This window comes from Xylanibacter brevis ATCC 19188, assembly GCF_000621725.1.
GTDB classification, from domain to species: Bacteria; Bacteroidota; Bacteroidia; order Bacteroidales; family Bacteroidaceae; genus Prevotella; species Prevotella brevis.
Genome location: NZ_JHXM01000004.1, coordinates 171288 through 184384, shown reverse-complemented (window position 1 = coordinate 184384; position 13097 = coordinate 171288). Strand labels below are relative to the sequence as shown.

The window sequence follows — 13097 nt, the reverse complement described above, 5'->3', positions numbered from 1 at the left end:
TGGTTGTCGCTCTTTCTTTTATGTTCTATTTCTGATTTCTCAGACTTGTTTTCCTTTTCTTTAGAACCATTTCTGATTCTGCTCGAAACTTTTCTTATTCCTTGTCGTAGGCATGAGCCGGATAGTCGATGGTGTAGTGCAGACCTCGGCTTTCTTTGCGCTCAAGGGCAAAACGAGTAATCAGGTAGCCCACGTTGATCATGTTGCGCAACTCGCAGATGTCCTTTGTGGCTTTCACGCGCTTGAACAGGTTCTCGGTCTCTTCATAAAGCGTGTCAAGGCGCACCCAGGCACGATGCAGACGAAGGTCTGAACGCACGATGCCTACGTAGTTAGACATGATTTCTCCAACCTCCTTTACAGATTGTGTGATGAGCACCTTCTCCTCGTTGGTCAGCGTGCCCTCGTCGTTCCATTCAGGCACCTTCTCGTTGAAGTCGTAGAGGTCCACATGCTCCAATGAGTGCTTGGCTGCAGCATCGGCATAGACCACAGCCTCGATGAGTGAGTTGGATGCCAGACGGTTGCCACCGTGCAGACCAGTGCAAGAACACTCGCCGATGGCATAGAGGCGCTCAATGCTTGAGCAACCGTTCAAATCCACCTTGATACCACCGCACATGTAGTGGGCAGCGGGGCGCACGGGGATGTAGTCGGTCGTGATGTCGATGCCCATCGACAGACACTTTTGATAGATATTGGGGAAGTGACGGCGCGTCTCGGCAGGATCCTTATGTGTCACGTCCAGACAGACGTGGTCCAGTCCGTGAATCTTCATCTCTTTATCGATGGCGCGAGCCACGATGTCGCGTGGTGCCAACGACAGGCGTTCGTCGTATTTCTCCATGAAGCTCTCGCCATTAGGCAGACGCAGTATGCCGCCATAGCCGCGCATAGCCTCGGTGATGAGGAAGGCAGGGTGGGTTTCTCCAGGTGAGTAGAGGGCGGTGGGGTGAAACTGCACAAACTCCATGTCGGCCACCGTACCTTTGGCACGATAGACCATGGCCTCGCCATCGCCAGTGGCAATCACGGGGTTGGTGGTCGTCTGATAAACAGCACCGCATCCGCCAGTACACATCACGGTGACCTTTGCCAGATAGGTGTCCACCTTCTCGGTCTCGGGGTTCAGCACGTATGCACCATAACAGTTAATATATGGTGTGCGTCGTGTCACCTTGGCACCCAGATGGTGCTGTGTGATAATCTCAACGGCAAAGTGATTCTCCTTGATGTCAATGTTAGGATTGCTGCGCACGGCCTCCATCAGTCCGCGCTGAATCTCTGCTCCGGTATCGTCGGCATGGTGCAGAATGCGGAATTCCGAGTGTCCGCCTTCGCGGTGCAGATCGAAGTTTCCATCTTCCTTCTTATCGAAGTTTACGCCCCATTTTACCAGCTCTTTAATCTGTTCGGGTGCGTTTCTAACTACTTGTTCCACGGCAGCGCGATCAGAAATATAGTCGCCTGCTATCATGGTGTCTTCAATGTGCTTGTCAAAGTTGTCGACCAGCAGGTTGGTAACCGATGCCACGCCGCCCTGTGCAAACGAGGTGTTGGCTTCATCAAGTGTCGTTTTGCAAATCATGCACACTTTACCTTTGTTGGCGCGTGCTACCTTCAGGGCATAACTCATGCCCGCTACTCCTGAACCAATAATAAGAAAGTCGTATTTATAGACCATGCTCTTCTTTGTTTTAAAACACTGCAAAGGTACGCATAATAATTGAGAAACAATTGTTTAATAAAAAAAAAGGTAAATAATTTCCTCAATTTCTATGTTTTTTACTTTTTTTCTCGTACCTTTGCAGCCGTTAAACCAATTATCAACAAAATTATGGACGATTACCCGGCGGACAATTACAATTCGTAATGGCGGGGGATAGCGACAAGGCTGCTAATCCCTTTGCCGCTAAATTATTTTCGTAAAACTATCCATGTACACGAGTGCTTTCGCGCTTTCGTACTTGTGGTATTATCAAACGGATTAGCATCATGAAGACCTATTGGAACACAACAGAGGGGCTAAGCCAACTGCAGGAGTGGCAGCCTAATTGCTGGATACAGGTGACGTGTCCAACAGACGAAGACCAGCGCGAACTCGAAGAGCGCTTTGGTATTCCCGATTATTTTATTTCAGACATCAGCGATACCGACGAGCGTGCCCGTTATGAATACGATGACGGATGGATGCTCATCATCTTGCGTATTCCCTATGTCAAAGAGGTGCGTTCGCGCACACCCTATACCACCGTGCCTCTGGGTATCATCCACAAGCGCGACGTCACGATTACCGTGTGCTACTACGAGACCAACATGATGATTGACTTCGTCTCGTATCAGCAGAAGCGCAATGATGGATTCACCGATCATGTGGACATGATTTTCCGTTTGTTCCTTTCCAGCGCCGTGTGGTATCTGAAGCGCCTGAAGCAAATCAATCTGCTGATAGATAAAGCCAAGCGCAATCTTGACAAGGAGGTGAACAATGAAAGCCTGATCGGCCTGAGCCGTCTGCAGGATTCGCTCACTTATTTCCAGACATCTATTCGTGGCAACGAGACCCTGCTGTCTAAACTGAAGTTCAAACTGCAGATCGACGAACTCGATGCCGACCTGATTGAAGATGTCAACATCGAGATGACGCAGGCCCGCGAAACCACCAATATCTATTCGAACATCCTCGAATCGACGATGGATACCTATCAGTCGATTATTAATAACAATATGAACACCGTGATGCGTACGCTGACTTCAGTGACCATTATCATGATGTTCCCCACGCTGATAGCCTCTCTTTTCGGTATGAACCTCATCAATGGCATGGAGTCTAGCCACTTTGGTTTCCTCTTTGCTATGGCTATTTCAGTGGGCGTTTCGGCCCTTGCTTGGTGGTTTTTTAGGTATAAAAGGCTTATTTAAACCCCAAAAATGAAAAAAAATCACAGAAAATTAGGCTGTTAAAATTATTTTCCGTAATTTTGAGGCCTAATTTTGTGTGTACTAATCGAATCAGTAACTAAAAAGTTAAATGATGGACTCTCAAGAAAACATCCTCGAACAGGGGACACAGGAAGAAGTAATGGCTCAAGAAGCCGCAGTCGAAGAGCGTAAGGTATATACCTCTAAGAAGGAAGTGCTCGACAGGGTAAAGGAAATTGCCCATGGTGAGGAAATTCCTCAGAAGGATGAGGTGGAATATCTGAAGACCGTGTTCTACAAACTTCACATTGCCGAGCGTGATGCCCAGCAGAAAGCATATGTTGATGCTGGAGGCGATCCTGCCACCTATCAAGTGACCCCCGACGAACTCGAGGAGGTGTTCAAGGCCGAGATGGGCGTCATCAAAGAGCGTCGTGCCGAACAGTTCCGTCAGCAGGAAGCTGAGAAGGAAGAGAATCTGAAGAAGAAACTCGAGATTATTGAAAAGATCAAAAATATGGTGACCTCGCCCGAGGAAGCCAATAAATCATACCAGGACTTCAAAGCTCTGCAGGCAGAGTGGAAGGAAATCAAGAGTGTGCCTGCCGATAAGGCCAACGAGTTGTGGCGCAGCTATCAGCTCTACGTAGAGCAGTTCTACGACCTGCTGAAGCTGAACAGCGAAGCCCGCGAGTACGATTTCAAGAAAAACCTGGAGCTGAAGACGCACCTCTGCGAGGCTGCCGAGAAGTTGGCCGACGAGGAAGACGTGATCAGCGCTTTCCATCAGTTGCAGAAGCTCCATCAGGAGTTCCGTGAGACTGGTCCCGTGGCCAAGGAGTTGCGTGAGGAAATCTGGCAGCGCTTCAAGGCTGCTTCTACTGTTATCAACAAGCGCCATCAGCAGCATTTCGAGGATATCCGTGCCCGCGAGGAGGAGAACCTGCAGAAGAAGACCGTGCTTTGCGAGAAGGTGGAGGCCATCGTTGCCGAAGAAAAGAAGGGTAGTGCAGATTGGGAACGTCTTACTCAGGAGATTATTGCCATCCAGCAGGAATGGAAGAGCATCGGTTTTGCTCCTCAGAAGATGAACGTGAAGATCTTCGAGCGCTTCCGTGCCGCCTGCGATGCGTTCTTCGCAGCTAAGGCCGAGCACTTCAAAGCCCTCAAGGATGCTTTCAAGGAAAATGCCGACAAGAAGCGTGCACTCATCGAGAAGGCTAAGGCTCTGCAGGATAGCACCGAGTGGCGCTCTACCAGCGATAAGCTGATTGCCCTGCAGAAGGAGTGGAAGACCATCGGTATGGTGCCTAAGAAGTTGGGCGACCAGCTGTGGGAAGAGTTCCTGGCAGCCTGCAACAAGTTCTTCGAGGCTCGCAATGCTGCTGGCGCTGGTCAGCGCAGCGAGGAGCATCAGAACCTGGAGAAGAAGCAGGATGTCATTGCACGCCTGAAGGCTGCTGCCGAAGAGGCTGGCGAAGACCTGCAGTCAAAGGTTCAGAAGCTTGTTGAAGAATACAATGCCATCGGTCATGTTCCCTATAAAGAGAAGGACAAGCTCTACGAGGAATACCACGCTGTACTCGACAAGCTGTATAAGGAGCTCAACGTGTCTGTGGCCAAGAAGCGCCTCAATAAGTTCAAGGACAACCTCAAGCAGGTGGCCGAGCGTGGCGAGGCTGCACTCGACAGCGAGCGTGCCCGTCTGATGCGTCAGTACGAAAACCTGAAGCAGGACATCGCTACCTACGAGAACAACCTGGGCTTCCTCAGCGTCAGCTCAAAGAAGGGCAACTCGCTCATCGACGAGATGAACCGCAAGGTGCAGAAGCTCAAGGACGATATGCAGCTGGTAAAAGATAAGATCAAGGCTATCGATGCCGAAAACAAAGAATAATATCGGGTAGCTTTTCCCGACTGACAGACAGGGCCTTTTGGCTTGTCAAGCAAACAACTTGGCAGTCAGAGGGCCCTTTTTGTTTGTTGTTTCAGTTCTTTTTATAAGTCAATAGTGCCGCTATTATATGCTAATAGTGCTGCTGTTATATGCTAATAGTGCTGCTGTTATATGCTAATAGTGCTGCTGTTATATGCTAATAGTGGCACTTTGGTGTCTTACGACTTAAGTCGTGAGATCTTTTGACTCCAGTCGTGAGAACTGTTGACTCCAGTCGTGAGATCTGTTGACTTAAGTCGTGAGATCTTTCGACTTAAGTCGTGAATTACCAAAGTAACGCTTTTCTGTTGGTAATGCGCCACTATAGCGTGGGAAAAAGACTTGTTTTATGTGGGCTTTCTCGTATTCAGGATTTATGAAAAGGACGACGAGGGCGTAATTGAATAAAAGAAAATCCGCTAAGCACTTTTCAGTGACCTAGCGGATTTTGTTGGGGTACCCGGACTCAATATATGGTGATTGAAAGAAATCAGTAAAAATCGAAGTTTTTTAAAAAGCCTGATTTTATAGGGGTTTCCGGGATTTTACAAGCAGCTTGTATTATCTTAAGTAATGTTAAATTTGTGTTATCACGGGAAAAACACGGGAAAAATTATGCATTCCCGTGGCTTTTTTTGTGTATCTTTGCAGCCGTATTTTAATGCTCAATATTTTAAAGTTCGCTTTATATATTCGTGGCAAAGGTACGATATTTAGTTGAGAATAACAAATTTATTAGGATATATCTGATGGAAGAGGTCGGGAAGTATGCGCAGCCAGAAGCACAGATGCTGATAGAAGATTTGCGCCAGATTGTCAAGCAGGCACGTAGTCATGTGGCTGCTACAGCAAATTATGAACTGACAATGATGTATTGGCATATTGGCGAACGAATTAATCGCGATTTGCTTGGTAACCAACGTGCAGAGTATGGAAAACAAATTGTGACGCAGGTTGCGACACAATTACAAGAGGAGTATGGAAAGAGAGGATTTGAGACAAGAAATATCAGAAGGATGATGCAGTTTGCTTCTCTTTTTACCTAACAGAGTTGCCGCCTCGTCATGTTTTGATGCAGCAGATTCAAGAATCATTGGAGGTCGCAAAGGCCAGAATTGAAAACACTATTGACAGTGAAGAGTAATTTTTTGATATGGCACAGATAGAACTTAGAATATCGAGTAAGGTACAGAAAGAAACTGGAAGGAGTGAAATCATGGTGCGTTTCTTTCAAGGAACATCGTTTGATCTTTATTCCAAAAGTGGGATATTTGTAAATCCTGAGTACTTCGAGTATTATATTAATCGTGAGAAAACGGAGAAAGCAGGTGTAAAGGTTCCTGGTAACGCTATTACGTCGTCTGTTGAGAAAGCTGAGAAAAATGGCTATGCGCTTCGTAAGAGTGGTACTATTGTTTTCAAGCAGCGTTTAGAAACGCCTGAGGTAAAATACCATCGTGAACAGGTTGAACGCATTGAAAAATTGAAGAAATTCATTCTTGATCGTTTTGAAAGTGTCGATAAGAGTGGTCTTTCAAGTGAATGGCTTAAAGAGGTGGTTGACATGTTTCATCATCCGGAAAAGTATAACATAAAGACGACAGATAAGTCATTTTTCGATCTTGTTGAATTGTATATCAGTCGTCATCAGCTTGCAGAGTCTCATGCAAGAACTTTTCGCGTTCTATCTCGCGTTATAGCCAGATATCAAGGATATGTCAGAGCTACTGATAAAGCGAGGAAGGATTATGCTTTCTCCATAGATGCCGTTACTCGTGACGACATAGAGGAGTTAAGTGAATATATGCGCCATGAGAAAGAGTTGTCAGAGATGTATCCAAATCTATTTGCAAAATTGATTGAGGATTATCCTGCTTCAGTAAAGAAAGGACGCAATGTTATAGAGGCGCGAGGTGAGAATACTATTATCAAAATGCGTACGCGCCTGAAGTCGCTCTTCCTGTTCTTTGTTGAAGAGGGCATGACTTCAAATCGCCCTTTTGATGGTGTCAAGATTGGCACTGCCAAGGTCGGTACACCTTATTACATAAGTATTGAGGAGAGAAATAAAATTGCAGACTGTGATCTTGAACAGAAATGGTTGGAGATGGATGATGGCTTTCGTAAGAGCATAAACGTGAAAATCGAAACCATTATAGCATGCAGAGATATTTTTGTTTTTCAATGTTTTATAGGATGTCGAGTAAGTGACCTTGTGAAGTTTACTCCCCAGTACATTGAAAATAAAATACTTGCATACACGCCAAAAAAAACGGATGATCAAGAGGAGGCAATTCAGGCCAGAGTTCCACTGCATCCTAAAGCTATTGAACTGATAAAGAAATATAAAGGTCAAGACAAGAAAGGAAGACTCTTCCCCTTTGTTTCTGCTCAAAAATATAATGATGCCATTAAAGCGATATTCACAATGGCTGGGATTACCAGAAATGTCGAGGTGCGTAATTCGCTGACAGGTGAGTATGAGCTGCGACCAATCAATGAGATCGCTTCAAGTCATCTTGCTCGCCGTACTTTCATTGGCAATGCTTACTTCAAGGTTGCTGATCCCAACTTGATAGGTAAGATGAGCGGTCATGTTGAAGGATCCAAGGCCTTTAAGCGTTATCGCAATATCGAAGATGAAACTCTTAAGGATGTAATAGATCTTATTGGGTAAAAGGCTATTCGTCCTTCTCTTTTTTGTTGGATGAGTCTGCTTGGTCTGATTCATCTAACATTTTCTTGATATTTTCTTCCACAAAGAAGAAGGTTGCCATTTTCATGACGTCTACACCTTCCGTCTTAACCAGGCTGTCCCAGTTTTCAATAGAAACGCCATTGTCCTCCTTGAATTTCTGCATCTTGGAATAAACTTCTCTCAGGTAGTCTTTTAATCGAGCATTCTCTGCAGCAAGATCTTCATTTCTTTTGAGAATAGGTTTCAATATGTTATTAAATGCTTCATTTTCATCTACAGGAACGATTGGTGAACCAGTAAAATCTGTTCCTTTTGGTAGATGAAGCATATAAAACTCTTTAAAGAAATTACGATTAAGAATATTTGATATCGTAACAAGTTTATCTGTATCGATAGACTCCTTTTTTAGTAACTTGCTAACAACAGGATGTGTCACACCAAGTGACGATGCTAATTGATTCTGCGTAATGTGATTTCCTGCCAGATGAAGACTTATAATCGTCCCAATGTTTATTGTTTGTGGAGGAGTTGCTAAAAAAACACCCTCCTTTTCGAGATCATCGTAGCTTGTTTCCGACCAGAATTCTGCAAAAAAATTATGGTTTAACTTCCTTGATAATTCTATTAGTTTACTTGTCTCAATTGAGGGCTTAGATAAAACTCTATCAATATTTGATTTTGGAAGGTTCATCAAATCAGCAAGCTTTTGCCGTGTAAGATTATTCTTCTTACACCATAAACGCAGGGCTTCTCCTACATGAACTTCTTTCACAATATCACCTTCAATCATTAAATAACGTTAAAAATAGAACATAAAATGCCCTAATATTATTACAAATGCCCTAAAATAATTACCTTTGCATCGAAAATGTTACTTCGTTCCGATTTTGAGGCAAAATTCATCAAGCCTTTATTGGTGCAAAGGTACAAAAAAAAGATAATAACAAGTAAAATATAAACTTAAATTAAGAAAAATATGAAAGAAAGTAATTTCAATCACGTAGAGTCTACCAGTGCTCCATTGTTGGAAACAAGAATGGAAGAGAGACTGTTGGCAAGCGGCTTGGTCTCTGAAATAAGAAAGAGTCCTGGTCATTATTCGTTCACTATGACCGATACCGGAATAATGGAGTTCGCAAGGGCTCTGAAATTGTCAGAAATGGAAGATTCCTTGACTAAAGAAAAGGACTCTTCATGTCTATTCCCGGAGTCTGATGGGGCTTTACTGACGAAAAAGGATGTGTTGACTGGGTTCAATGTAAGCCATACTACGCTATGGAAGTGGGAGAGGAATGGTTATTTGGTTCCTGTGAGAGTAGGAAGGCGTGTTTATTATCGCCGTTCTGACATTGAAAAACTTACTAAATGAGTCACAATATAGCTATGATAGAGTTATACGATTTTATTAACGACGAACTGCTTCCTCGTGTTCTCGAAAACATGGATACCATCTTCCCTGAGAGGAATTGGACAAAGAAGGGTTACCGCTGGAGCAGTCCATTTCACGTTGATGGCTCAGAGTCTCAGTCTGGAGCAAGTGAACGCTCTTACATCAAGACAGACTCCAGTTATCGTTATAGCGTAGGTGAAACAGACGGTGGAAATGGTGTTTCGCTCATCGGTTATGCCCTTTTATATAAGGGGTATGCACGAGATGCGAAAGGAAAGGATTTCGTAGAAACTATCAAATGGCTGTGTGATGAGGTAGATATAGAAATGCCTCAGTTTAACAATGAGGAATACGAGCAGTATAAGAAGCGTGTTGATACAATTCAGATGCTGTGTAGCGACATGCAGAAAGCTTTATTCGCAAAGGAGGGCAAAGAAGTCCTCAATTATTTAACTGACATTAGAGGCTATGACGTTAATCTTATCAAGAATATGGGCCTCGGCTTCATATCTGCAGAAATGGCTGACAGAATTAATAGTGAGAAGTTACTTCTGTCATTCAATCCTGCTGCCGCTAAAGCTATAGAGAGTGGCGAAAGAACGTCACTTCCTTATGGTGTAGGACGTACCCACCAGCTTGCAATTCCATATATGTGTGGTAACAATATTCGGGGGTTCAAATTCCGTGAGATAAATGGAAATTTAAACAAGGAAGGCAAACCGCTTCCTAAATACTATAACAACTATGGACTACCCAAAGGCCAGTATCTTTTTGGTTTCAGAGGTCTTTATTTAACAAGGAATAAAGAGTGGGATCGTGATGTTACTTTAGTTGAGGGCGAACTTGATGCTCTTCATGCTCAGGTACTTGGGTTGCAAAATGTTGTAGCGGCTGCTGGTGCTGACTTTAGCGAGAAAGTCATCGAAGAACTAAAGGCCAAGGGTGTGAGAAGGATTACGCTCCTTTTTGACACGGAGGAAAATGATGAAAAACAGAAAAAAACATATGAGAAGATAGAAAAAGCAATAAAAAAGATTCGGAATGGTGGGCTAACGGCGTTCTATGCTTTTCTGCCCTCTGAGTCAGGGAAAAAGCTTGATGTAGACGAGTTCTTAAGGTATCATAGTATCGATGAACTTCAAAAGATCATAAAGTTTGCAGAACCAGCATCTTTTTTCCTGTTTGAACAAACTTTGATTAGGGCTATCCAACGTCAGACTGAAGAAGGTGGGCTTACGTCGAAGAATATCGACGAGTTCATGCGTCAAGCTATTGATATTGCTAACTCTCCTTATACCACGCCCTTGGAACGTGATATGATCTTCCGTAAATTTGAAGAAGCAACAGGTAGTCAGGTTAATAAAGCAGCGATAGAGGAAGAAGCAAATATCGCCGATGCTGAAAACATAAGCAGAAAAACGCAGGAGCTTATAGAGAGCAAACTTCAAAGTTTGCTGGACAACATTAAGAAAGAAGGTTATCCGGAATATTTCAAGGCTATTGATTCCCTTGGTGGAGATATCCGTAAGGAATTAAGTAAGAGTAATTGTATTGATTATCTTGCCGACGATACCGACGAAGTCTTTGAAAGTTTCAAGGATGATTATAAGCTTCTTAAGACTGATATAGTGTTCGGGGAGAAGTATGGAAGCAATTATCGTTTAATGATACCACCAGGCATTACAACCATTGCTGCGCACACTGGCCATGGAAAGAGTAAAGTGTTGCAACATATAGCCCTTAGTGAAGCCTTAAACGGCGAGGAAGGTTGTGTAGTCTATATTCCTTACGAGGAAAGTAAAAAACAGACGATAGCGACCCTTCTGAATGCTTATGCGAACATCGAGTTAACAAGAGAGGCCTCAGGACATAACAATGCTCAAACAATTGCAGAATATCTCCACGATGGTAGTACGAAATACATGAAAAAAGATAAAATTGTTCCTTTCAAGAGGAAGGTTGCTATGTTTAAGGAGATTCTTCATCGTCGTCTGCTGAAGGTTGTTAAACCTGAAACTCCTTATCTAAGTGAGTTGAAGACCATATTAAACTCAGTTTTGACTCAGCGACAGTTTAAAATCAAAGCCATTTTTATTGATTATGTTCAAGAGATTTATATAGAGAATACCAGGTATCAGCGTCCTGACGAATTGAAAGAAGTTATGGTTGAACTTGACCTTATGACACAGCGTTACAATATTCCTATTGTGTTGGCTGCACAGCTCAATGCCCAGTCGGCTCAAACACCTTTGGCACTGACCAACCAGTGTATTGCAGATTCATATTGGATAGCCAGAAAGTCTGGAGAGATTATAATCGTTTGGAGCAGTAAAGAAGGATGTAAGAACGACCAAGAAGGAAAGATGACAGAAAAGATAAAGGAGCGTATTCCTGGACTCAATCTTGGAGAACCTGGACAACTTTATATGGTTTATACTAAATCAAGAACCGTCATGACTGGGATTACAACAATTCTTGAGATCAACGGCAACACAGGTCATATTGAAGGTAATCATGTCGTCTCGGATGCCCAGCAGGAATTTGAATTTGAGACAGAGCTTTCTGCCACACAAGAGAATAAAAGTTATAGACCATTTTAGATAATAAGATGTCAAGCAAAAAAGAAACAAATATGGTTACTCCTTTAAAAAAGAATAATACGGCTACCCCCAGAAGAGTGTCTGCGAATACTATTTCCAAGACTCTTATGGGAGAAGAAACTCCCCGTGCGCATTATTATGGGATATATACCAATAATGCTTTGATTAATGGAGCCAGAAGGCAACCTAAGTGTCTTTTTTCTGAACTTGACCCGGAAATACAGAAAAAATATTTTGATTTAGCTCGAGAAGAGAAAATATGTAAACCCGTAGAGATGTATAATCAACGCGGTGAGCAAATAGTCCTTGATAAAACAAAGAGATTTATAATTATGGTACTATTGGAAATGTATAATGAACAGGTAGTTAATAACTATAATTTCAAAGCTCCCAATTTTATGATGCCAAAAGATAACGAGTTCGGTAAAGTTTATACATCTGCTTATGCTCTTGCATGTAGGATATACAACACAAACAAGCCGGGTAGCAAAGCTGATTTTATATTCAGACATCTTCGCGAGTTAGGTGGTTATCCAACAGTAGGCGAAACTGAAAACGACAAATGGAGGGGGATGCTTGTTTATAAGGCTCTCAACCATAAAACGGGTAAGTTGGAAACTGTTATGATGTATGACAATCTCATATCCCTTGGTATAAGGTTGGGAAAGAATTCCACCACATCATTTGTTAAACTTCATGAGGCGTTTTTTGCAAATCTTTCGAAGGCTTATATTCATTGCTTTCCGACATCGTCAAAATTATCTGAATATTATAAAAATAAGGTTCCTCCCCAGTATGCCATAACACTTGATAGCATACTAAAACAAGCTGGAAGTATGGGAAATAGGTCGATTAAGATGAGGGCTTCATTGATTTATGATACACTTGCTCATGAACGTTTTAGTTGCAGAAATTTCAAAGCCTGCAAGGATATAACATTGGATGCGATAGCTGCCAGTAAATATACTGGTATTTTAAAAGGCTACAAAGAGTATTCTGGAGCCTCTGGAGAATTAGTATATGATATAGAAATCAATCGAGATTTTTTTCCTCGGAAGGATAAGAATAGTGAAGAAGAGAAGGAATGATAGTATTGAATATTATATCACAAATGGAAGTTGAAATGAAGCCTTTATTCATAATAGTAGGTGTATACAAAATATACCCCAAAAAAATGCGCAAATACCCCAAAAAAATGCGCAAAAATGGCCATATTACCCCAAAAAAATGCGCAAATACCCCAAAAAAATGCGCAAAAATGGTCATACTACCCCAAAAAAATGCGCAAATACCCCAAAAAAATGCGCAAGGCATATTTGTAAATATCTGTAAGACAAGAAGTTACAAGGAGTTAAAAAGTTGGGAAATTATTTATAAATTACTAAGAAATAACTTAGTAATTTTAGAAATAGAGAAATTGCCCTCAAAAATATGGGGATTTTTGAGTTCATTTCTCTTGTCATACGATAGTAAGGAGTTGGTCGCAACCAAGGATATTGCTAATGTATTTTCAATATGTATAATAGGATAGATTGTTAATGACAGTATTCT

Annotated in this window: 10 protein-coding genes; 8 read left to right on the top strand and 2 right to left on the bottom strand. The window is 42.6% G+C overall.

Annotated elements, in window-relative coordinates; genetic code table 11:
• Positions 1 to 94 precede the first annotated feature (94 nt).
• Positions 95 to 1684, bottom strand: coding sequence for an L-aspartate oxidase (gene nadB, locus T433_RS0103655; RefSeq protein WP_027454895.1), 1590 nt, complete (start codon positions 1682 to 1684; stop codon positions 95 to 97).
• Between the two features lie 311 nt (positions 1685 to 1995).
• Here nadB and T433_RS0103650 point away from each other — a divergent pair, with 311 nt between their 5' ends.
• From T433_RS0103650 to T433_RS15795, 4 genes are all read left to right on the top strand, one after another.
• On the top strand, positions 1996 to 2922 hold the full coding sequence (locus T433_RS0103650; RefSeq protein WP_027454894.1) for a magnesium transporter CorA family protein: 927 nt from the start codon (positions 1996 to 1998) through the stop codon (positions 2920 to 2922).
• A 109-nt stretch (positions 2923 to 3031) separates the two neighbouring features.
• Complete coding sequence (locus T433_RS0103645) at positions 3032 to 4819, top strand: DUF349 domain-containing protein (protein WP_027454893.1); 1788 nt, start codon at positions 3032 to 3034, stop codon at positions 4817 to 4819.
• A gap of 788 nt (positions 4820 to 5607) precedes the next feature.
• Entirely contained in the window at positions 5608 to 5904 is a 297-nt protein-coding gene (locus T433_RS0103640) for a DUF1016 N-terminal domain-containing protein (RefSeq protein WP_081778349.1), read from the top strand.
• 107 nt (positions 5905 to 6011) lie between these two features.
• Entirely contained in the window at positions 6012 to 7535 is a 1524-nt protein-coding gene (locus T433_RS15795; protein WP_052356973.1) for a site-specific integrase, read from the top strand.
• A gap of 4 nt (positions 7536 to 7539) precedes the next feature.
• Here the strand turns inward: T433_RS15795 and T433_RS0103630 are convergent, their stop codons facing one another.
• Entirely contained in the window at positions 7540 to 8346 is an 807-nt protein-coding gene (locus T433_RS0103630) for a helix-turn-helix domain-containing protein (protein ID WP_027454891.1), read from the bottom strand.
• A 186-nt stretch (positions 8347 to 8532) separates the two neighbouring features.
• On the opposite strand from T433_RS0103630, the gene T433_RS14530 reads away from it, so the two are divergent.
• The 4 genes from T433_RS14530 to T433_RS0103605 are packed head-to-tail and all read left to right on the top strand — an operon-like array spanning position 8533 to position 13077.
• Positions 8533 to 8925 carry a helix-turn-helix domain-containing protein gene (locus tag T433_RS14530; RefSeq protein ID WP_155808327.1) on the top strand — a complete coding sequence of 131 codons (393 nt, stop codon included), beginning with the start codon at positions 8533 to 8535 and terminating at the stop codon, positions 8923 to 8925.
• 14 nt (positions 8926 to 8939) lie between these two features.
• A complete protein-coding gene (locus T433_RS0103615) occupies positions 8940 to 11546 on the top strand; it encodes a bifunctional DNA primase/helicase (RefSeq protein ID WP_162164161.1) in 2607 nt (868 codons plus the stop codon).
• 8 nt (positions 11547 to 11554) lie between these two features.
• Entirely contained in the window at positions 11555 to 12634 is a 1080-nt protein-coding gene (locus T433_RS0103610; RefSeq protein ID WP_027454889.1) for a hypothetical protein, read from the top strand.
• Positions 12631 to 13077 (top strand): hypothetical protein, encoded by a 447-nt coding sequence (locus T433_RS0103605; RefSeq protein WP_027454888.1) that lies wholly within the window; start codon positions 12631 to 12633, stop codon positions 13075 to 13077. The genes T433_RS0103610 and T433_RS0103605 overlap by 4 nt, the downstream gene beginning before the upstream one ends.
• Positions 13078 to 13097 lie beyond the last annotated feature (20 nt).